This window comes from Pseudomonas fluorescens group sp. PF-1 (assembly GCF_054481335.1).
This window is the reverse complement of sequence record NZ_JBTMNG010000001.1, coordinates 742,016-762,500: the sequence shown is the minus strand read 5'-3', so window position 1 is coordinate 762,500 and position 20,485 is coordinate 742,016. Positions and strand designations below refer to the sequence as shown.

The following is a 20,485-nucleotide window of genomic DNA, read 5'->3' as shown; positions in this document are numbered from 1 at the left end:
ATACAACCAGAACAGGGGCCACACCAACGCGACAATAAAGACACCGACACGCCAAAGCGGATACCGCATCAGTAGTTCTTCCGCAAATCGAGCCCGCTATATAGAGACGCCACTTCATCAGCGTAGCCATTGAACATTTGCGTATCACGTACGTTGGGCTTGAGAAGGCCACTCGGCAAGCGACGCTCACGAGCCTGTGTCCAGCGTGGATGGTCAACCGCAGGATTCACATTGGCATAGAAGCCATATTCGTCCGGGGCAATACTCTGCCAGGTCGTTTTGGGCTGCTCATCGACCAGACTGATCCGCACAATGGACTTGATGCTTTTGAAGCCGTACTTCCATGGCACTACCAGACGCAACGGCGCCCCGTTCTGATTCGGCAACTCACGCCCGTACATCCCAACCGCCAGAATCGCCAACGGGTTCATCGCCTCATCCATGCGCAACCCTTCTACATAGGGCCAGTCGATCAAGGCGAATCCGGATCGCTGCCCCGGCATGTTCTTGGGATCCTGCAGCGTTTCAAAACGAATGAATTTGGCTTTTGACGTTGGCTCTACTTGCTTGAGTAACGCCGAGACGGGAAAACCGATCCATGGAATGACCATCGACCAGGCCTCCACACAGCGAAGGCGGTAGATCCGCTCTTCCAACTGATAAGGCCTCATGAAGTCTTCGAGTGCATAGCGTCCCGGCTTACCCACTTCGCCATCCACCACCACAGTCCAGGGCTCAGTCTTTAACGCGCCGGCATTGGCTGCAGGATCACCTTTGTCGGTGCCAAACTCATAGAAGTTGTTGTAATGGGTAGCATCCTTGAAAGGCGTGATCGCCTCATCCTTCACGGCGACTGCATCCCAACGGGTGGAAGGAAGTTTTTCGCTGAACCAGGAAGGCGCCTTGCCAGGTTCAACATCCGAATAACGCCCCGCCTCATTGGCGCTAGCCCAGCGAGGCAGCCCGCTCAGCGCCAAGCCGCCAACGGCAGCGCCCAATACATGACGTCGAGAGAGATAACAGGATTCAGGCGTGACGTCCGACTCATGACAGTCAGACGCCTTGGGGATTTTGATCAGCATGGCTACTCCGCAGCATTGGAGAACAGATGCACCAACAGACTGCGGAGTATGAGGGAAATTACATCAATCGACGCTTTTGCGCCGACGAAGATGTAACAAGTACTGCACCGGACCGGAAGCCGCGTACGCGAGGAAAACCAGCAGCAGGATGCGCGGAGGATCGCTGAACACTACGGCGAAGACCAGCACCACGGCCAGGATTGCCACGAAAGGCACACGCCCCTTGAGGTCCAGCTCCTTGAAGCTGTTGTACTTGATGTTGCTGACCATCAGCATGCCCGCAGCCGCGACCATCAAAGCCACCAGGAAGGACATCTTGGATCCCTGGATACCGTAGTCACTGAACGCCCAGACAATCCCTGCCACGACGCCAGCAGCAGCCGGACTGGCCAGACCAATGAAGTAGCGCTTATCGGCGGTGCCGACCTGGGTGTTGAAACGCGCCAGACGCAATGCCGCGCCCGCTACATAGATGAAAGCCACCATCCAGCCGACCTTGCCCATGTCGCCCAGCGCCCAACCAAATGCCAGCAAGGCCGGAGCCACACCGAAGGCAACCATGTCCGACAGCGAGTCGTACTCGGCACCGAAGGCACTCTGGGTATTGGTCATGCGCGCGACACGGCCATCGAGACCGTCGAGCACCATGGCGACGAAAATTGCGATGGCTGCGAAAGCAAAATACTTGCTCGCGCCAATCGAATCACCCGCACTCAGGGCGCTCTGTGCGCTCATGGAGTTAATGATGGAGTAAAACCCTGCGAACAGATTCGCAGTGGTGAACAGATTCGGCAGAAGATAGATACCACGATGCCGGACTTTGCGGCCTTCAGCGTCATGCCCTTCTTCAACATGCTCATCGATGGGCAGCAGGCTTTCGGCGTCAGAAGCCTGGTTTGGCTCTTCGGGACGTTCGCTCATGGACAATACCTTGCAACGGGGTGGAAAGTTTCGACAGATGTCTGCGGCAACGGTTCGCACCGCAAACGATGCAGCTTTATACCAGAACCGGCCCGCCAAACGAAAAAACGCGGCCTGGGCCGCGTTTTTCGTACAAGGACGTGACTTAGTTTTTGGCTTTGTCGACGATCTTGTTGGCACCGATCCACGGCATCATGGAGCGCAGTTGCTCGCCGATGATTTCGATACCGTGAGCGGCGTTGTTGCGACGCTTGGCGGTCATCGAAGGATAGCCGGTAGCACCTTCGCTGATGAACATCTTGGCGTATTCGCCGTCCTGAATACGTTTCAGGGCGTTGCGCATGGCCTGACGGGATTCGGCGTTGATCACTTCCGGGCCGGTCACGTACTCGCCGTATTCGGCGTTGTTGGAGATCGAGTAGTTCATGTTGGCGATACCGCCTTCGTACATGAGATCAACGATCAGCTTCAGTTCGTGCAGGCATTCGAAGTAGGCCATCTCTGGCGCATAGCCAGCTTCAACCAGCGTTTCGAAACCAGCTTTAACCAGTTCAACGGTACCACCGCACAGAACGGCTTGTTCGCCGAACAGGTCGGTTTCAGTCTCGTCCTTGAAGGTGGTTTCGATGATGCCGGTACGACCACCGCCAACACCGGCAGCGTAGGACAGAGCAACGTTCTTGGCGTTGCCAGACGCGTCCTGGTAGATCGCGATCAGGTCAGGAATACCGCCACCCTTCACGAACTCGGAACGTACGGTGTGGCCTGGAGCTTTCGGCGCGATCATGATCACGTCGAGGTCAGCGCGCGGCACTACCTGGTTGTAGTGGATCGCGAAGCCGTGGGAGAAGGCCAGGGTGGCGCCTTTCTTGATGTTCGGCTCGATTTCGTTCTTGTACAGCGAGGACTGGAACTCGTCCGGGGTCAGGATCATGACCAGGTCGGCCGCTGCGACAGCGGTAGCAACGTCGGTCACTTTCAGGCCGTGAGCTTCGGCTTTGGCAACGGTGGCCGAACCTTTACGCAGACCAACGGTAACGTCAACGCCGGAGTCTTTCAGGTTGCACGCTTGGGCGTGGCCCTGGGAACCGTAACCGATGATGGCAACTTTCTTGCCCTGGATGATCGACAGGTCGCAGTCTTTATCGTAGAAAACTTTCATGAATTTCCCCTATATATCCAGGCCGTTCAGGCCATTCGCTAATTTGGTTTAGATGCTGAGTACTTTGTCGCCGCGCGCAATCCCGGTGACGCCACTGCGTACAGTTTCCAGGATCGAGGCGGTGCCGATGGACTGAATGAAGCTGTCGAGCTTGTCGCTGGTACCGGTCAATTGAACGGTATACACGCTGGCGCTGACATCGACGATCTGCCCACGGTAAATATCGGTGGTGCGCTTGATCTCGGCGCGTTGGGCGCCGGTGGCTTTGACCTTGACCAGCATCAGTTCGCGCTCGATGTGAGCACTCTCCGACAGGTCGACCAGTTTTACCACTTCGATCAGCTTGTTCAGGTTTTTGGTGATCTGCTCGATGATCTCATCATGGCCGACAGTGGTCAGCGTCAGACGCGACAGGGTCGGGTCTTCGGTAGGCGCCACAGTCAGGCTTTCGATGTTGTAGTTGCGCTGCGAGAACAGGCCGACTACGCGAGACAAAGCGCCGGGTTCGTTTTCCAGAAGCAAGGAAATAATGTGCCGCATGATTAAGTACGCTCCGTCTTGCTCAGCCACATATCGCGCATGGAGCCGTCTTTGATCTGCATCGGGTAGACGTGCTCGTTGGCGTCGACCTTGATGTCAAGGAACACCAGGCGATCCTTCATCGCGAACGCTTCCTCCATCATCGGCTTCAAATCCTTCAAGTCGGTGATGCGCATGCCAACGTGACCATAGGCTTCAGCCAACTTGACGAAGTCCGGCAACGATTCCATGTAGGAATGCGAGTGACGCGCACCGTAGCTCATGTCCTGCCATTGGCGGACCATGCCGAGCACGCCGTTGTTGAGCAGAATGATCTTCAGTGGCAAGCCATGTTGCAGACAGGTCGACAACTCCTGAATGTTCATCTGAATGCTGCCCTCGCCGGTCACACAGGCGACTTCAGCATCCGGGAAGTTCAGTTTCACGCCCATCGCAGCCGGCAAACCGAAGCCCATCGTGCCCAGGCCGCCGGAATTGATCCAGCGATTCGGCTTGTTGAAACGGTAGTACTGGGCCGCGTACATCTGATGCTGACCCACGTCGGAGGACACATAGGCATCGCCATGGGTCACTTCGCTCAGCGTCTCGATCACAGTCTGAGGCTTGATAATGCTGCCATCACCCTTGTTGTAAGGGAACATGTCGCGATCACCACGCCACTCCTCAATCTGCTTCCACCAGGTGGCTACGGCTTCCTTGTTCGGGGCCTCGCCGATTTCCTTGAAAGTGGCGACCATTTCGGTCAGTACGCTTTCCACCGGACCTACGATAGGAACGTCGGCCTTGATGGTCTTGGAGATCGAAGCCGGGTCGATGTCGACATGAATGATCTTGGCGTTCGGGCAAAACTTCGACGCACCGTTGATAACGCGATCGTCGAAGCGCGCGCCGACTGCAAGGATCACATCGGCATGGTGCATCGTCAGGTTGGCGGTGTAGCTGCCATGCATACCGAGCATGCCGACGAACTGGCGGTCGTTACCCGGATAGGCGCCAAGGCCCATCAGGGTGTTGGTGACCGGCGCGTTCAGCAGTTGCGCCAACTCGGTCAACGGTGCGGAACCGTTGCCCATGATGACGCCGCCACCGGCATAGATGATTGGCCGCTTGGCCGCCAACAGCATTTCCACGGCTTTGCGGATCTGGCCCGAATGGCCACGCACTGCTGGGCTGTAGGAACGCAGCTTGGCTTTTTTCGGGAAGACGTATTCGAACTTCTCGGCCGGATTGGTCATGTCTTTCGGGATATCGACCACTACCGGGCCCGGACGACCGGATTGCGCCAGGTAGAAAGCCTTCTTCATGACTTCCGGGATTTCCGATGGATGCTTGATCATGAAACTGTGCTTCACGATCGGCCGGGAGATACCGATCATGTCGGTTTCCTGGAATGCATCCGTGCCGACCATGGTGCTCGGCACCTGGGCGGTCAGAATCACCATCGGGATCGAGTCCATGTACGCAGTGGCGATACCGGTAATGACGTTGGTCGCACCCGGTCCGGATGTCACCAGTACGACACCGGCCTTGCCAGTGGCGCGCGCATAACCGTCAGCCATGTGAGTGGCAGCCTGCTCATGACGAACAAGAATGTGCTGAACGGATGGTTCTTTGAACAGTGCATCGTAGATATGCAGTGCGGCACCACCCGGGTACCCATAGATATACTTGACGCCCTCGTCACGCAAAAAGCGGACGATCATTTCACCGCCAGATAAAAGCTCCACGTTGTTCACCTCTAAAACGCCAGAATACCGCCCACATATAAGGGGACGGGTCTTAATAGGTTTACTTCCCAGCAGAGCATGAGCGACGGTGGTCGCCGACTACGTCAGCACTGACTGAGCAAGTATTGGGATCGTCCCAAGTGTTGCGGGCTTTTCCCACCCAGCGCGAGGTAACGCGTTGCGGGTGTAACAGGTCGGCGCGGATGTGCGCCTCATGATCTGCTGAGTGGGTCTGCTTCTGGCAGTCCCTCTACAGCGGACTTTGGATTCTTCTGTTTCGTCCCCTGCAAGTCAAGTCGTCTATGTGCTTTATTGAACTAAGCACATGAGAAAGCAAGAAAAAACCGTGAAACTGCATGAGTGTTAGCTTCAATTGCGCAACCCGAGACAAGGAATTGGACAATCCGCGACGGAGAGAGGAAGTACAGGGAGCGATGCAGCGACTGGATGACGTTCAACGGCAGGAGCCGCACCAGCGAAACGCAGATACGAATAGCGAACAACCGCCAGTAGGCATGCAGGAACCGGGCATGCGCTCATCGCGAACAAGCCCGGTTGCTACAAGGGATCGAACTCAGCGAGAAGCTGTGATCAGCACATCGAACTCTTTGAGCAACATTTGCAACTGCCGATCTTTTCCCTGGACATTACGGCCAGCGAAGACCATTTCGGCCATCTCCTGAATCCCCGATGCACTGGGCAAAGGCAGATCCTGCTCCAGAATCATTTTCATGCGCGGCAAGAAGATCCATTGCAACCACTGCTCGAAATCCAGTGTATCGACCGAAAATGGCTCGACACTGGAAAGCGCCTCTGCGCTTGGCATGACGTCGTCCCACCAGCCCTGAATCCGCAGTTCACGTTCGATCAACAGCAACTGATCGGCAATTTTGCTAAAGCGCTCGTCCATCACGACGTTACCTTGGCCTTCTGACGGGCCAGCGCTGCGCCGGCAGAGTCACCCTGCTTCTCACGCGCCTGAGCGATCAGTTCCCAAAGGTTTGCCTGCAGTGCCGGGCGACCGTTGGCGAAAGTCAGGCCACGACGAGCGAATTGCTCGGCCTGCGGCGCATCACCTTGAGCCATGCGCACTTGCGCCAGGCGATAAAGCACTTGTGGCTCACGGGGTGCGACACGCTGGGCGCGCTCGAGGCTCGACGAAGCACCATTGAGATCACCGCTGGACTGTTGTTGCTGCGCAGTCGTCAACAGAGCCAGAACCGGACCGTCCAGTTGCTCGTCGGCGGACAGACCACCGGAGCTGGCCGAAGGAATCCCGCTCGGCGCCGATGGCATGCTGTAGCTGCCTTGATTGATCGGCGCGGACTGAACCGGTGCGGTATCGATCGGGCCCGGTGTAATCGGGCCTGGCGTAATCGGCGTGGTGCTGATCGGCGTTGAAGTCGTTGCACCGCCACCTGGCACCATCACGACAACACCGGTATCACCTTGCGGAATTTCCTGCGGGCGGGTTTGCGCCGGGCGCTTCACCGTCGTCTGCCGGAAACCGCCATTGTTCGAGATTCGCTCGCTGTTGGAGACGGCGGTACCGGAGTCTTCTACCGGAATCGAGCCACGTTGTACGGTGGAGCAACCGCTGAGCAAAGCCACGGCGGCAACCGCTGGAATCAACCACTTGTTCACTTGATACCCTCTTTGCTTAATTCATCCAGCCCTTGACCCAATCCATCACCGTTTCGCCGGTAGCGGGGCTATCGCCACCGCAAGCGGCGCCGGGAGGTGGTTCGCTGCCGCGAATATACGGCATCTGTACGGCGCCTGGGCAGTTGGCATCAGAGCCTTGCCCCGTGCGCGAATCAACCCAGGCCTGAACGATATTGTCCGGCTGCGGCATGTCCAGCGGCAGTGGATCGGCCTTGCGCATGAAGCTGGTCCAGACCTGCAAGGCACCGGTAGCGCCGGTAAACGGCGTTTTGCCATTGTCATCGCGCCCCAGCCACACCACCGCGAGCAAGTCCTGGCTAAACCCGGCAAACCAACTGTCCCGCGAATCGTTACTGGTGCCGGTCTTGCCTGCAAGGGTCAAGGTTTTCGGCAACACGTTGTAGACCGAGCTGCCGGTGCCTTCACGCATGACACGCTGCATGGCGCTCTGGATCAGGTAAATGGAAGCCGGATCGAAACGCTGCTGAATCTGGAACGGGTAACGCTTGAGCGGTTCGCCTTCGGCAGTCAGAACGCTGCGAATCCCGCGCATCGGCGTGTTGAAACCACCGTTGGCCAGCGTCTGATACATGGTTGCCACTTCGATCGGCGTCATGCCTCCCGCGCCCAGTAGCATGGACGGGAATGCCGGAAACTCGCGACTGACACCCAAGCGCCCCAGCGTCTTCAGAACATTGGGCACACCCACCGCCAGCCCGAGACGTGCGGTCGACAGGTTGTAGGAATGCGCCAGGCCTTGATAAAGGAAAACCGTGCCATGAGACCGTCGATCGTAGTTCTGTGGCTTCCAGACCTGACCGTCCGCACCCTTGACCGAAAAGGATTCGTCCGACAGCCAGCTGGTCAACGTGTACTGACTCGGCTTCTCCAGCGCTGTCAGATAAACCGCCGGCTTGATCAACGAGCCGATCGGCCGCACAGCATCCAGAGCACGGTTGAACCCGGCGAAACTGGCCTGACGACTGCCAATCATGGCCTGGACTTCGCCGGTTTCCGGATTGGTGACGACCATGGCCGCTTCGACATCATCAGCCCCCTTGCGCCCTGACAGGCGCTTGAAGGTGTCATTGACCGAGGCTTCGGCTTTCATCTGCAGGATCGGATCGAAACTGGTGAAGATGCGCAGACCTTCTTCCGTCAAGTCTTCGTCGCGATAGTCTTCACGCAGCTGACGCTTGACCAGGTCGAGGAAGCCGGGGAACGAGCTGTCCGCAAGGCTGCCGCGCTTGGTCACGCCCAACGGCATCTTCTTCGCGGCTTCAACCTGCTCGGCCGTGGCAACGCCCTGCTCCTGCAGGACATCGAGCACCAGGTTGCGACGCTCAAGCGCACGTTCCGGGTAGCGGCGCGGGTTGTAGGACGACGGCCCCTTGACCATGCCCACCAGCAACGCCACCTGGTGCAGTTTGAGCTCGGACAATGGCTGGCTGAAGAAGAACTGGCTGGCCAGACCGAAACCATGCACCGCACGCTGGCCGTCCTGACCGATGAACACCTCGTTCAGATAAGCCTCGAGGATTTCACGCTTGTCGTAATGCAGCTCCAGCAGCAAAGCCATCATGGCTTCGGTGAGTTTTCGACTCAGGCTGCGTTCGTTGGTCAGGTAGAAGTTTTTGACCAATTGTTGCGTCAGGGTACTGCCGCCCTGGCGCATCCGGCCTGACGAGCCGTTGACCCAAATTGCACGGGCAATCGACTTCGGCGACACACCAAAGTGGTGATAGAAGTCACGGTCCTCAACGGCCACCAGGGTGTCGAGCAAGTACGGCGGCACCTGATCGATCTTGATCAGAATCCGGTCTTCGAGGTTTTTCGGGTACAAGCCACCAATCAGCAACGGCTCAAGGCGCACTACCGACAGCTTCGCACCGCTGGTCGCCGACAATTCAGCGACGTAGTCGCCGGAAAAACGCACACGTACCGGTTGCGCCTGCTCCATGCCTTCATAGAACTGGAAGCCACGGGTATTCAGATCAACGGTGTTGCCATTGACCGAGGCCGCACCGGGGCCATTGGCCACGCTTTCACGGCGATAACCCAAGGCGTCGAGTTCGGTGAGAAAGTCATCCCGGCTCAGCTTTTGTCCGACGAACAGCTCAAGTGGACGCGCGTATACCTTGGCCGGAATGGTCCAGCGCTTGCCGGAAAACTTCTCCTGCACAATGGCATCGAGGTAAACCGCGAACCCGGCCAGCACCACCAGGCCGACCAGACTGAGTTTAAGGGCCCAGCCCAGCCAGGGGTGCAGGCCTCTGGAAGGTGGTTTTTTAGGGGTACGGGGAGATCGGGTACGAGTCATGGCGGCGGATTATACGCACTTTATTCATACTCAACAGGAGCCCTCCGAGATTGCGTTAGGCTGGCCAGCCGCCATAATGTCGGCCTGTATTTTTCCAGACTCTGAAGGATCGCCAGTGAGCCAGTCCCTGATCGCCGCCCTGCAAAACCCGGCCCTCTATCCGCATCCTGTAGAGGGGTTCCAGCTTATCGAGACCCACATTTCCTGGGTTCTGCTTACCGGCCCTTATGCCTATAAGGTGAAGAAGCCGGTGAACTTCGGCTTCCTCGATTTCACCAGCCTTGAGGCCCGCAAGCATTTCTGTGGTGAAGAACTGCGCCTCAACCAGCGCCTGACTCAGGATCTTTACCTCGAAGTGTTGCCGATTACCGGCAGCGCCGAGGCCCCGCAACTGGGCGGCGATGGTCCGGTCGTCGAATACGTCCTGAAGATGCGCCAGTTCCCGCAGAGCCAGTTGCTCAGCACCCTGCAAGCCAATGGCGAACTGACGCCAGCGCACATCGATGCAATGGCTGAGCAAATCGCCCGCTTCCACCTCAGCGCGCCGAAAGTCCCTGCCGAACACGACGCAGGCACACCGGACAGCGTCATGGCGCCAGTACGACAAAACTTCGAACAAATTCGCCCATTCCTCAGCGACAAGGCCGACCTCCAGCAGTTGGAAGCTTTGCAAGCCTGGGCTGAAACCAGCTTCGAACGCCTCAAGCCGCTGTTTGCCCAGCGCAAGGCTGAAGGGTTCATCCGTGAATGCCACGGCGACATCCACTTGGGCAACGCCACGGTGATCGACGGCAAGGTCGTGATCTTTGACTGCATCGAATTCAACGAGCCGTTCCGCTTCACGGACGCGTATGCCGACACCGGTTTCCTGGCGATGGACCTCGAGGACCGTGGCCTGAAAAGCCTGGCACGGCGCTTCATCAGCCAATACCTGGAGCTGACAGGCGATTACCAGGGCCTGGAACTGCTGAACTTCTATAAAGCCTACCGTGCACTGGTTCGCGCCAAGGTCGCCCTGTTCAGCATGCCGGCCGACGCCACGGCGGTACAGCGTGCCACCACCCTACGCCAGTACCGTAACTACGCCAACCTGGCGGAAAGCTACAGCACCATTCCTTCGCGCTTCATGGCCATCACCCACGGCGTTTCCGCTGTGGGCAAAAGTCACGTGGCCATGCGCCTGGTGGAAGCACTGGGGGCGATTCGCTTGCGTTCAGACGTCGAACGCAAACGTCTGTTCGGCGAGCAGACCGTTCAGAATGACGTGCAGGCCGGTATTTATAGCGCTGATGCCAGCGCAGCGACCTACAGCCGCCTGCACGAAATTGCCCGCGTGATCCTGCACGCGGGCTTCCCGGTAGTGATCGATGCCACTTACCTCAAGCGTGCACAGCGCGAAAGCGCGGCGAAGGTCGCCGAGGCCACTGGCACTCCGTTTCTGATCCTCGACTGCAATGCTCCGCAGGCAGTGATCGAAAGTTGGCTGGCCCTGCGCCAGGCGGATAAAAAGGACCCGTCTGACGCTACGCTGGCCGTGATCGAAGCCCAGCAAGCCAGTCGCGAAGCACTGACGCCGGCAGAAATTCTCTGCAGCAAACGCGTCCAGACCAATGAAAGCGGAACCCTGGACACCGTGGTGGAGCAGATTCGTCAACGCTTGCCGGGCCTGTAGGGAAGTATTTGAGCCGTGAAGTCATCGCCGGCTTCACGGCTGTCAAATACTGGCACTATACTGGCGTCATAAAACCAACAGGTGATATGACATGAGCCACCCCAAACTTCTCGACACCCCGCTTTATGCCTTACTGCACAAAGATGACATCACGGGCTTCAACAAAGAGCGCCCCAAGGATGGACCTATCGACATGGTAGGCGGTGATTTCCGAGGGTTGGACCTGCGTGAGTTGAACGCCGACGGCGTCGACTTTACCGATGCATATTTCCGCTCCGCCGACTTGCGCGGCATCGACTTTCGCAACGCTTCGCTTGAAGGCGCAAGCCTGGCCCACGCGCAGATTTCCGGGACTTACTTTCCGGCAGAACTGAGTGCTGACGAGATTTTGATGTCTATGAATTTCGGCACACGCTTGCGTTATCGCACTCGCTGATCGCCCGTATAAATTGACAAGTCCAGCGCCCCCGCTTCGCGCTGGACTGTGGGTTTATTGACCGAAAATCCTGCCTGTTCCGCCTCTTTTCCCGACGAACTCACTCAAATGCCTGCCTTGCAGGTATCTGCCGCTTAGAAGCGTTTGCGTCGAAAACGACCAAACAATAACGCTTTTCCTGCTGATGGCTACACTCCTCAGAAGCTTGCCCACGCACCATTCGGCCATCGCAAGGAGGCTTGATGAATGATGAATTGCAACACCTGAAGAATCTTGGCAAGACATCGGCGCAGTGGCTGCATGCCGTGGGCATCCACAGCGCCTCGGACTTGCGTCGCCTGGGGGCGGTGGACGCTTATCGGGCCGTGCGTACGCGGGGGTTTCGGGCGTCGAAGGTGTTGTTATATGCAATCGAAGGCGCCCTGATGGACGTACATTGGAACGACATTCCCGCCGAACGCAAGGAAGCCCTGAACAAACAGCTGGAAGCAATCTCGTCACGCCACAAAAACTGAACGAGCCCGCTCGCCATGTACCTACTCGGGGAACAACCGGCCTACGCCGACGCACTGATCAATCGACTGCAAAACATTCCTGCTCGACTACTGGAAGGCTTGGCTCCTTGCGGCCCTTCCCTGGAATTTTCCGCTGTCGAAGACCTTGGCGCCGCATTGCCCGGCGATCAGCTGTTCATGCTGGAGAACGGGCTGCTGCATGGGTGCATCAACCATCGCGCCCTGTTCTATCTGCACGAAGGGGATCTCATCGGCCTGCGCCAGGATATGGAATTGCCGCGCTGTCGTTTGCGCAGTGATAACCCGCTGGTGCTGACGCCCTACTTGCGATCCGCGGTGTTCCAGCACATCTATGCCGATCCCCGGCGCTCGGAATTGTTCTTGCAATACATGGCAGGGCAGACCGCTTTGCTGTCCGACGCAGTCGCACGCCTGAAACAGCCGGAGTTTCGCAGCACTCACGGTTTCCAGCGTGTCGCCAGTGGCGAAGCATTGATCCGGCAAGGCGACGAGGCGGACCACGTCCTGGTGATCATTGAGGGGCATGCCGAGGCGTTTGTCGACGGACTGAAAGTCGGCGAAGTGCCCAAGGAAGAAATTTTCGGTGCCATGGCGGTATTCACCGGTGAGAGGCGCAACGCCAGCGTTGTCACCAGTGAGCCGAGCACCATCATGCGCATTCCCAAGGATCAGTTCATGAGCCTGGCCCAGAGCAATCCAAAAATCGCTAGCAGCCTGATCAGCAGCATGGCCCGACGAATCGACCTGCTTAACAAGCAGGTCGCACAGTTGAGCGCACTGAAAACGCCACATTAAGGCTGAACGTTTACCGGGATTTACAGTAGGCAATCGACAGGATTCAAACAAATGAGAAATGACGGGTTGACTTGATAATGATAATCGATATTATTAACGCAACTGGTCGCGAGACTGGTCGATATTCTGAAAAGCCCTTGGTTCGGACTCTCGGATTATCTCCTCATCAGGCTTATCACGGTTATTTGACCCGGCTCATGCCGGGTCTTTTTTTGCCTGGGAGAAAGCAGCAGCCACCCGGTATCCTAGGCATCAGGACACGGCATCCGGTACACACCAGCGTCGCTTGATCAGTTGCTCGCACTTTTGAACGTCGATTCCGGCCTATTTGCCCACGAACGACGAAACCCGAGGATGGACATGAAATTTCTTTGTGCCGGCGCCGACCTGGCCGACGCCTGCAGTCGCGGATTCGAAATCGACGGCCAGAAGCTCTTTGCCGTGCGCCGCAGCGGTCAGGTCTACGTCTATATCAATCGCTGCCCGCACCGCGGCGTCGGGCTGGAATGGACCCCGGACCAGTTTCTCGACCCCAGCAACAGCTTGATCCAGTGTGCCACTCATGGCGCCCTGTTTCTGATCGAGGACGGCGAATGCGTGGCCGGCCCGTGCGCCGGACAATCCCTGACCCGCGTGGATTGCCGCGAGGACGCACAAGGCCTCTGGATCAGCCTTTAATCACCGAGCAACACCTCCAGGCGCCGATCGACCCTCATTTCCTCGTGAGTCAATCGCACACCGTACGCCAGCACCTCGACCCCGCACGCCACGGCCTCACGCAGCGCCGCGGCGTAGGCAGAATCGATTTCTTCAGCCGGACGTACAGCGTCGATACCGGTCAAGTTCACGCAGTACAACTGCACAGCCCGAACTCCGTCTCGGGCCAAATGCGCCAATTCACGCAAATGCTTGGCCCCTCGCTGCGTCACTGCATCGGGAAACGCGGCTACCGATGAGCCCTCGAAACCCAGCGTGACACTTTTGACTTCCACAAAGGCCGGCCCACCCGGGTAATCAAGACGAAAGTCGATCCGGCTGTTTTCCTGGCCATAGGCGACCTCGCGCTTAAGGCTAGTGAAGCCGTCCAGTTCAGCGATGACTCCGCCGCGAAGCGCCTCCTCCACCAGTCCGTTGGCCCGCGCGGTATTCACGCAAAACAGCCGTCCGTGTGGGGTTTCGCCCACCTCCCATGTTCCCGGCAACTTGCGCTTGGGATCATTGGAGCGGCTGAACCAGACCTGCCCGCCTTCGACCTGACAATTGAGCATCGAACCCGTGTTCGGACAATGAATGGTCAACAACTCGCCGCTAACGGTCTCGATATCGGCGAGAAAGCGCTTGTAACGACGAATCAGTCGACCTTCTTCGAGTGGCGGATGGAAACGCATCAGCCTTGCCAGCTCCGCAAACCGCGAGCAATCCGTTGGACCGCCTCGTGCAAACGCTCAAGATTTTGTGTGTAGGCGAATCGCACATGATGCCCGGCTTGGTAACGACCGAAATCCAGCCCCGGAGTAAACGCAACATGTTCGGTTTCGAGGAAGTGGCGACAGAACGCGAAGGCATCACCGCCGAACTTGCTGATATCGGCATACAAATAGAACGCCCCTTCCGGCTCAACGGCAATCCCGAAGCCGAGCTCCCGCAGGGCGGGGAGCAGGAAATCCCGACGACGACCAAACTCGGCGCGGCGTTCTTCCAGAATCTCAATGGTTGCAGGCTCGAAGCATGCCAGCGCAGCGTGCTGCGCCATGCTCGGAGCACTGATGTAAAGGTTCTGGGCGAGTTTTTCCAGCTCACCGACGGCAGCATCCGGCGCGACCAGCCAGCCGAGACGCCAACCGGTCATGCCGAAATATTTCGAAAAACTATTAAGGACAAATGCACTGTCATCGACTTCCAGCACACTGGCCGCATCGGTGCCATAGGTCAGGCCGTGATAGATCTCGTCCACCACCAGATGACCGTGACGCGCCTTGATCGAGGTCGACAGCGCGGCCAACTCGTCGCGGGTCAAAATAGTCCCGGTCGGGTTGGCCGGTGACGCTACCAGCGCGCCGACACTGTCATGATCCCAATGCCGCTCGACCAGACCCGGGGTCAGTTGATAACGCACCTCAGGGCCGACTGGAACAAGCTGCGCGGCGCCTTCCACCAAGCGCAGGAAATGCCGGTTGCACGGGTAACCCGGGTCCGCCAGCAGCCAATGCTTGCCCGGGTCGACCAGCAACGCACTGGCCAGCAACAACGCACCAGAGCCGCCGGGCGTGATGAGGATCCGCCGCGGGTCGATGTTCAGGCCATAACGCTGCTGATAAAAGCCCGAAATGGCCTCACGCAATTCGGGAATGCCGCGTGCTGCGGTGTAACGGGTCTTCCCCGCTGTCAGCGCTGCCTGGCCGGCGCGAATGATCGGCTCGGCGGTGGTGAAGTCCGGCTCACCGATTTCCAGGTGAATCACATCATGACCGGCCGCTTGCAATTCATTGGCACGCGCCAGCAACGCCATGACATGGAAAGGTTCGATCGCACGACTGCGGGCACTGTAGGACTGAGCCATTGGCCTTCCTTCAACGGGGAAAAGAACCGATTCTACCCAAGCACAGGAACGAGCGAGAACCTAAAGCGGTCACACGCCATACAACCAGGCCAAAAACAACTCATACGAGCCCCCAGGGTTTGACTAAAATCATTACTTGAGCAGCGCTCCAGAACCACCAGACCGCGCTTTGCCGGCCTTTGCAAGCCCCACGGGCCGCAGGCTCGACATCCGGGAGTAGCGCGGTCTGATTTGATCTGGTAAGTTCGCCCGCTTGCAGCCGCAGGGCCGGCAGGTGTCGGTGATGGAGCAATCCTGCGCAGATGGATTACAAGAGTAGAGGCGGTCTATTTCATGTCCACCCAAGCAAAGCAACAAGCGAATCAGGCGATCAGCGGCTTCGAGCCCTATGTTCAGAAAGCTGGCGAAGAGTACATGGGCGAGCCCATGCGCAAGCACTTCACCAAGGTTCTGAATCAGTGGAAAAAAGAGCTGATGGAAGGTGTCGACAAGACTGTGGACCACATGAAGGACGAAGCAGCCAACTTCCCTGACCCGGCAGACCGTGCCAGCCAGGAAGAAGAGTTCGCTCTCGAACTTCGAGCCCGCGATCGTGAGCGCAAGTTGATCAAGAAAATCGACAAGACGCTTCAGTTGATCGAAGACGAAGAATACGGCTGGTGCGAAAAATGTGGCGTCGAAATTGGCGTCAAGCGACTGGAAGCCCGCCCTACCGCCGACATGTGTGTCGACTGCAAGACCCTGGCGGAAATCAAGGAAAAGCAAGTCGGCAAGTAATTGCGACTTGAACGAAAAACGGAGCGTGCGAACGCTCCGTTTTTGTTTCTGTACAGGAGCGAGCTTGCTCGCAATGGACGACAACGATAATGCGCGCCGCTTGACGACTCGCGGTGTGCAGACGTTTTTTCGCGAGCAAGCTCGCTCCTGCAGCTTGATATGCACCTCTCCCGACCAAATAACATCGCCCATATGACCGTCATCACCTCCCCCACCTACATCGGGCGCTTTGCCCCCACGCCCAGTGGCCACTTGCATTTCGGTTCGCTGGTCGCGGCGCTGGCCTCGTATCTCGATGCGCGCTCGGTCGGCGGCCGCTGGCTGATGCGCATGGAAGATCTCGACCCTCCCCGTGAAGAGCCCGGCGCTCAGGCAGCGATTCTCAAGGCGCTGGAGAGTTACGGGTTCGAGTGGGATGGCGAGATGGTCCGCCAGAGCGACCGCCACGATGCCTACGCCGAAGTACTCAATCGCCTGTTCAGTCAGGGCCTGGCCTACGCTTGCACCTGCTCGCGCAAACAATTGGAGCCCTACCACGGCATCTATCCGGGGCTGTGCCGCAATGCCGGGCACGGCACCGAAGATGCGGCGATTCGGATTCGCGTACCTGAACTGGACTACCACTTCATTGACCGGGTGCAGGGAGAATTCCACCAGCACCTGGGCCGGGACGTCGGTGACTTCGTGATACGCCGGCGCGACGGGTTATACGCTTATCAACTGGCCGTGGTGCTGGACGATGCCTGGCAAGGCATTACCGATATCGTGCGTGGCGCCGACCTGCTCGACTCCACCCCGCGCCAGCTCTATCTGCAGGAGTTGCTCGGCCTGCGGCAACCGCGTTACCTGCACATCCCGCTGATCACCCAGCCCGATGGCAACAAACTGGGCAAATCCTATCGCTCGCCACCGCTCACCGCAGACCAGGCCACGCCGTTGCTGCTGCGTGCCTTGCGCGCACTCGGGCAGAACCCCGGCAACGAACTGGCTTACGCCACGCCACGGGAAGTGCTGAACTGGGGCATCGCCCACTGGGATGCCCTGCTGATCCCGCGCACACTGAGCCTGCCCGAGGCACAGCTACAGTGATCTTGCTTGCAGTGGCGCACCCATCCGTTACCATCGCCGCACGTTTTCGGGCACGCGCATAAAAAAGAGAGGCCGGGATGTACATCTATCGCTTGGTCCTGCTCCTGGTAGTGGGGATTTACCTGTTTTCCCCGGCCATCATGGATTGGTGGATCGACGCCACTGGCGCCTGGTACAGGCCTTATTTGCTCTGGCTGATCCTGATCGTCGTGACCTTCATCCTGCAGAGCCAAAAAGATGCCGATGAGCTTTAGCCTGACCCAGATGATCCTGATCAGTGCCGCATACCTGGCGGTGCTGTTCGGCGTGGCCTGGATCAGCGAACGGGGCATGATCCCGCGGGCGATCATTCGCCACCCGCTCACCTACACCCTGTCGCTGGGCGTCTATGCCAGTGCCTGGGCGTTTTACGGCACCGTGGGCCTGGCCTATCAGTACGGATATGGATTCCTGTCCAGCTACCTCGGGGTGTCCGGAGCGTTCCTGCTGGCGCCGGTGCTGCTCTATCCGATCCTGAAAATCACTCGCACCTATCAGCTGTCCTCCCTCGCGGACCTGTTCGCGTTTCGCTTCCGCAGCACCTGGGCCGGCGCGCTGACCACGATTTTCATGCTGATCGGCGTGCTGCCATTGCTGGCGTTGCAGATTCAGGCGGTAGCCGACTCCATTGGGATCCTCACTCGCGAACCGGTGCAACATCGCGTGGCCCTGAGTTTCTGCGCCCTGATCACCCTGTTCACGATTTTCTTCGGCTCCCGGCACATTGCCACTCGCGAGAAGCACGAAGGCCTGGTGTTCGCGATTGCCTTCGAATCGGTGATCAAGCTGATCGCCATCGGCGGCGTTGGTCTGTATGCGCTTTATGGCGTATTCGACGGTCCGCAACAGCTCGAACTGTGGCTGCTGCAAAACCAGACCGCCCTCGCCGCCTTGCATACACCGCTGCAGGAAGGCCCGTGGCGCACGCTGCTGCTGGTGTTCTTCGCTTCGGCGATCGTGATGCCGCACATGTACCACATGACCTTCACCGAAAACCTCAACCCACGCTCGCTGGTCAGCGCGAGCTGGGGCCTGCCGCTGTTCCTGTTGCTGATGAGCCTGGCAGTACCGCTGATTCTCTGGGCCGGCCTGAAACTCGGCGCCACCACCAACCCGGAATACTTCACGCTGGGTATCGGCATCGCCGCCAACAGCAAGGCCCTGGCGCTGCTGGCCTATATCGGCGGATTGTCCGCCGCCAGCGGCCTGATCATCGTGACCACCCTGGCGCTGTCGGGGATGGCCCTGAACCATCTGGTATTGCCGCTGTACCAGCCTCCGGCCGAAGGCAACATCTACCGCTGGCTGAAATGGACGCGCCGGGCGCTGATCGTCGCGATCATCATGGCTGGCTATGGCTTCTACCTGCTGCTGGGCGCCGAACAAGACCTGGCCAACCTCGGCATCGTCGCCTTTGTGGCCACCTTGCAGTTCCTGCCGGGCGTACTGTCGGTCCTGTACTGGCCGACTGCCAACCGCCGCGGTTTCATCGCCGGGTTGCTGGCGGGGATTCTGGTATGGCTGGTGACCATGCTGCTGCCGCTGGTCGGCAACCTGCAGGGCTTCTACATTCCGCTGCTGAACATGATCTATGTGCTGGACGATACGAGCTGGCACATGGCCGCAATCGCCTCGCTGGCGGCCAACGTACTGATGTTCACCCTGATCTCGCTGTTCACCAACGCCAGCACAGAAGAGGCCAGCGCCGCCGAAGCCTGCGCCGTAGACAACGTGCGTCGCCCGCAGCGCCGTGAACTGCACGCCGCCTCGCCCCAGGAATTCGCCACGCAACTGGCCAAGCCCTTGGGCGCCAAGGCCGCGCAGAAAGAGGTCGAGCAAGCCCTGCGTGACCTCTACCTGCCATTCGACGAGCGTCGGCCTTACGCCTTGCGCCGCTTGCGCGACCGGATCGAAGCCAACCTCTCGGGCCTGATGGGACCGAGCGTGGCCCAGGACATGGTCGAGACGTTCCTGCCTTATAAGGCGGGCGGTGAAAACTACGTCACCGAAGACATCCACTTCATCGAAAGCCGCCTCGAGGACTACCACTCTCGCCTGACCGGCCTGGCCGCCGAGCTCGATGCGCTGCGCCGCTATCACCGACAGACCCTGCAGGAATTGCCGATGGGCGTCTGCTCCCTGGCCAAGGACCAGGAAATCCTCATGTGGAACAAAGCCATGGAGGAGTTGACCGGGATCGCCGCGCAACGCGTGGTCGGTTCGCGCTTGAGCACCATTGCGGCCCCGTGGAAAGAACTGCTGCAGGGCAGCATCAACGTACCGGACGAACACTTGCACAAGCAGCATCTGGCCCTCGACGGCCAAACCCGCTGGCTGAACCTGCACAAGGCGGCGATCGACGAACCGCTCGCGCCGGGTAACAGTGGCCTGGTGTTACTGGTGGAAGACCTGACCGAAACCCAGATGCTCGAAGACAAACTGGTGCACTCGGAGCGCCTGGCCAGCATCGGTCGCCTCGCGGCTGGCGTGGCCCATGAAATCGGCAACCCGATCACCGGGATCGCCTGCCTGGCGCAGAACCTGCGCGAAGAGCGCGAAGAAGACGGCGAACTCAAGGAAATCAGTGGTCAGATCCTCGAACAGACCAAACGCGTATCGCGCATCGTCCAGTCGCTGATGAGCTTCGCCCATGCCGGCAGCCATCAGCACAGCGACGAGCCCGTCTGCCTGGCCGAAGTCGCCCAGGACGCCATCGGCCTGCTGGCATTGAACCGACGCAATTTCGAAGTGCAGTTCTACAACCTGTGCGATCCGGACCACTGGGTCGAAGGCGACCCGCAGCGTCTGGCACAGGTGTTGATCAATCTGCTCTCAAACGCCCGCGACGCCTCGCCTCCCGGCAGCGCGGTGCGCGTCAAAAGCGAAGCCGGCGAGCACACGGTCGACCTGATCGTGGAAGACGAAGGCAGCGGAATACCTTCGAGCATCATGGACCGATTGTTCGAACCTTTCTTCACCACCAAGGACCCGGGTGAAGGTACCGGCCTGGGCCTTGCACTGGTCTATTCCATCGTTGAAGAGCATTATGGACAAATCACCATCGACAGCCCGGCTGATGTTCAGAGCCAACGCGGCACCCGTATCCGGGTGACATTACCGCGTCATGTCGAAGCGACGTCCGCTGTGAACTGAGACCGTCGAGA

At 58.7% G+C, this 20,485-nt stretch carries 20 protein-coding genes (1 of these 20 only partly in view); 9 read left to right on the top strand and 11 right to left on the bottom strand.

Annotation, left to right across the window (positions count from 1 at the left end):
• From msrQ to mrcB, 9 genes are all read right to left on the bottom strand, one after another.
• Positions 1-69, bottom strand: partial view of a protein-methionine-sulfoxide reductase heme-binding subunit MsrQ gene (gene msrQ / locus ACX3YD_RS03670; protein WP_458959284.1) — the beginning only. It extends 552 nt beyond the left edge of the window; 69 of the gene's 621 nt are visible here — the first part of the coding sequence; its start codon is at positions 67-69; the stop codon falls past the left edge of the window.
• Positions 69-1,082: a protein-methionine-sulfoxide reductase catalytic subunit MsrP gene (gene msrP, locus ACX3YD_RS03665; RefSeq protein ID WP_458959283.1), complete on the bottom strand. Its 1,014-nt coding sequence runs from the start codon at positions 1,080-1,082 to the stop codon at positions 69-71. The genes msrQ and msrP overlap by 1 nt, the downstream gene beginning before the upstream one ends.
• Before the next feature lie 63 nt (positions 1,083-1,145).
• The gene (gene pssA / locus ACX3YD_RS03660; protein ID WP_090467026.1) at positions 1,146-2,003 is read right to left on the bottom strand and encodes a CDP-diacylglycerol--serine O-phosphatidyltransferase; all 858 of its coding nucleotides are present in this window, start codon (positions 2,001-2,003) and stop codon (positions 1,146-1,148) included.
• A 145-nt stretch (positions 2,004-2,148) separates the two neighbouring features.
• Positions 2,149-3,165 carry a ketol-acid reductoisomerase gene (gene ilvC, locus ACX3YD_RS03655; RefSeq protein WP_458959282.1) on the bottom strand — a complete coding sequence of 339 codons (1,017 nt, stop codon included), beginning with the start codon at positions 3,163-3,165 and terminating at the stop codon, positions 2,149-2,151.
• Between the two features lie 48 nt (positions 3,166-3,213).
• Entirely contained in the window at positions 3,214-3,705 is a 492-nt protein-coding gene (ilvN, locus tag ACX3YD_RS03650; RefSeq protein WP_003205610.1) for an acetolactate synthase small subunit, read from the bottom strand.
• Between the two features lie 2 nt (positions 3,706-3,707).
• Positions 3,708-5,432 carry an acetolactate synthase 3 large subunit gene (locus ACX3YD_RS03645; RefSeq protein WP_047539072.1) on the bottom strand — a complete coding sequence of 575 codons (1,725 nt, stop codon included), beginning with the start codon at positions 5,430-5,432 and terminating at the stop codon, positions 3,708-3,710.
• Between the two features lie 574 nt (positions 5,433-6,006).
• Entirely contained in the window at positions 6,007-6,342 is a 336-nt protein-coding gene (locus ACX3YD_RS03640) for a YqcC family protein (RefSeq protein ID WP_458959281.1), read from the bottom strand.
• Positions 6,342-7,076 carry a tetratricopeptide repeat protein gene (locus ACX3YD_RS03635; RefSeq protein ID WP_103406699.1) on the bottom strand — a complete coding sequence of 245 codons (735 nt, stop codon included), beginning with the start codon at positions 7,074-7,076 and terminating at the stop codon, positions 6,342-6,344. The genes ACX3YD_RS03640 and ACX3YD_RS03635 overlap by 1 nt, the downstream gene beginning before the upstream one ends.
• Positions 7,077-7,092: 16 nt before the next feature.
• On the bottom strand, positions 7,093-9,417 hold the full coding sequence (mrcB, locus tag ACX3YD_RS03630) for a penicillin-binding protein 1B (protein WP_458959280.1): 2,325 nt from the start codon (positions 9,415-9,417) through the stop codon (positions 7,093-7,095).
• 115 nt (positions 9,418-9,532) lie between these two features.
• Here mrcB and ACX3YD_RS03625 point away from each other — a divergent pair, with 115 nt between their 5' ends.
• From ACX3YD_RS03625 to ACX3YD_RS03605, 5 genes are all read left to right on the top strand, one after another.
• Entirely contained in the window at positions 9,533-11,089 is a 1,557-nt protein-coding gene (locus ACX3YD_RS03625; protein ID WP_458959279.1) for a bifunctional aminoglycoside phosphotransferase/ATP-binding protein, read from the top strand.
• Positions 11,090-11,180: 91 nt separating this feature from the next.
• Complete coding sequence (locus ACX3YD_RS03620; RefSeq protein ID WP_047533298.1) at positions 11,181-11,525, top strand: pentapeptide repeat-containing protein; 345 nt, start codon at positions 11,181-11,183, stop codon at positions 11,523-11,525.
• A gap of 242 nt (positions 11,526-11,767) precedes the next feature.
• Positions 11,768-12,040 carry a TfoX/Sxy family protein gene (locus tag ACX3YD_RS03615; protein ID WP_007971093.1) on the top strand — a complete coding sequence of 91 codons (273 nt, stop codon included), beginning with the start codon at positions 11,768-11,770 and terminating at the stop codon, positions 12,038-12,040.
• A gap of 15 nt (positions 12,041-12,055) precedes the next feature.
• Entirely contained in the window at positions 12,056-12,856 is an 801-nt protein-coding gene (locus ACX3YD_RS03610) for a Crp/Fnr family transcriptional regulator (RefSeq protein WP_103406702.1), read from the top strand.
• Between the two features lie 360 nt (positions 12,857-13,216).
• Positions 13,217-13,534, top strand: coding sequence for a Rieske (2Fe-2S) protein (locus ACX3YD_RS03605; RefSeq protein WP_103406703.1), 318 nt, complete (start codon positions 13,217-13,219; stop codon positions 13,532-13,534).
• Here ACX3YD_RS03605 and sfsA read toward each other — a convergent pair.
• A complete protein-coding gene (sfsA, locus tag ACX3YD_RS03600) occupies positions 13,531-14,244 on the bottom strand; it encodes a DNA/RNA nuclease SfsA (protein WP_090467018.1) in 714 nt (237 codons plus the stop codon). The genes ACX3YD_RS03605 and sfsA overlap by 4 nt on opposite strands.
• Complete coding sequence (locus ACX3YD_RS03595; protein ID WP_458959278.1) at positions 14,244-15,416, bottom strand: pyridoxal phosphate-dependent aminotransferase; 1,173 nt, start codon at positions 15,414-15,416, stop codon at positions 14,244-14,246. Before ACX3YD_RS03595 ends, sfsA begins: the two co-directional genes overlap by 1 nt.
• Positions 15,417-15,749: 333 nt before the next feature.
• Here ACX3YD_RS03595 and dksA point away from each other — a divergent pair, with 333 nt between their 5' ends.
• From dksA to ACX3YD_RS03575, 4 genes are all read left to right on the top strand, one after another.
• Positions 15,750-16,193, top strand: a complete 444-nt coding sequence (gene dksA, locus ACX3YD_RS03590) for an RNA polymerase-binding protein DksA (protein WP_103406704.1) — start codon at positions 15,750-15,752, stop codon at positions 16,191-16,193.
• A 192-nt stretch (positions 16,194-16,385) separates the two neighbouring features.
• The gene (gluQRS, locus tag ACX3YD_RS03585; protein WP_103406705.1) at positions 16,386-17,282 is read left to right on the top strand and encodes a tRNA glutamyl-Q(34) synthetase GluQRS; all 897 of its coding nucleotides are present in this window, start codon (positions 16,386-16,388) and stop codon (positions 17,280-17,282) included.
• Between the two features lie 77 nt (positions 17,283-17,359).
• Positions 17,360-17,536, top strand: a complete 177-nt coding sequence (locus ACX3YD_RS03580) for a hypothetical protein (RefSeq protein WP_003176118.1) — start codon at positions 17,360-17,362, stop codon at positions 17,534-17,536.
• Positions 17,520-20,474 (top strand): sensor histidine kinase, encoded by a 2,955-nt coding sequence (locus tag ACX3YD_RS03575; protein WP_458959277.1) that lies wholly within the window; start codon positions 17,520-17,522, stop codon positions 20,472-20,474. The genes ACX3YD_RS03580 and ACX3YD_RS03575 overlap by 17 nt, the downstream gene beginning before the upstream one ends.
• Positions 20,475-20,485 lie beyond the last annotated feature (11 nt).

What these genes read in the sequence shown, in the direction of transcription:
- msrP (WP_458959283.1), bottom strand. Translation starts at nt 1,082, where the DNA reads ATGCTGATCAAAATCCCCAAGGCGTCTGACTGTCATGAGTCGGACGTC.
- pssA (WP_090467026.1), bottom strand. Translation starts at nt 2,003, where the DNA reads ATGAGCGAACGTCCCGAAGAGCCAAACCAGGCTTCTGACGCCGAAAGC.
- ilvC (WP_458959282.1), bottom strand. Translation starts at nt 3,165, where the DNA reads ATGAAAGTTTTCTACGATAAAGACTGCGACCTGTCGATCATCCAGGGC.
- ilvN (WP_003205610.1), bottom strand. Translation starts at nt 3,705, where the DNA reads ATGCGGCACATTATTTCCTTGCTTCTGGAAAACGAACCCGGCGCTTTG.
- ACX3YD_RS03640 (WP_458959281.1), bottom strand. Translation starts at nt 6,342, where the DNA reads ATGGACGAGCGCTTTAGCAAAATTGCCGATCAGTTGCTGTTGATCGAA.
- mrcB (WP_458959280.1), bottom strand. Translation starts at nt 9,417, where the DNA reads ATGACTCGTACCCGATCTCCCCGTACCCCTAAAAAACCACCTTCCAGA.
- ACX3YD_RS03620 (WP_047533298.1), top strand. Translation starts at nt 11,181, where the DNA reads ATGAGCCACCCCAAACTTCTCGACACCCCGCTTTATGCCTTACTGCAC.
- ACX3YD_RS03615 (WP_007971093.1), top strand. Translation starts at nt 11,768, where the DNA reads ATGAATGATGAATTGCAACACCTGAAGAATCTTGGCAAGACATCGGCG.
- ACX3YD_RS03610 (WP_103406702.1), top strand. Translation starts at nt 12,056, where the DNA reads ATGTACCTACTCGGGGAACAACCGGCCTACGCCGACGCACTGATCAAT.
- ACX3YD_RS03605 (WP_103406703.1), top strand. Translation starts at nt 13,217, where the DNA reads ATGAAATTTCTTTGTGCCGGCGCCGACCTGGCCGACGCCTGCAGTCGC.
- sfsA (WP_090467018.1), bottom strand. Translation starts at nt 14,244, where the DNA reads ATGCGTTTCCATCCGCCACTCGAAGAAGGTCGACTGATTCGTCGTTAC.
- ACX3YD_RS03595 (WP_458959278.1), bottom strand. Translation starts at nt 15,416, where the DNA reads ATGGCTCAGTCCTACAGTGCCCGCAGTCGTGCGATCGAACCTTTCCAT.
- dksA (WP_103406704.1), top strand. Translation starts at nt 15,750, where the DNA reads ATGTCCACCCAAGCAAAGCAACAAGCGAATCAGGCGATCAGCGGCTTC.
- gluQRS (WP_103406705.1), top strand. Translation starts at nt 16,386, where the DNA reads ATGACCGTCATCACCTCCCCCACCTACATCGGGCGCTTTGCCCCCACG.
- ACX3YD_RS03580 (WP_003176118.1), top strand. Translation starts at nt 17,360, where the DNA reads ATGTACATCTATCGCTTGGTCCTGCTCCTGGTAGTGGGGATTTACCTG.
- ACX3YD_RS03575 (WP_458959277.1), top strand. Translation starts at nt 17,520, where the DNA reads ATGCCGATGAGCTTTAGCCTGACCCAGATGATCCTGATCAGTGCCGCA.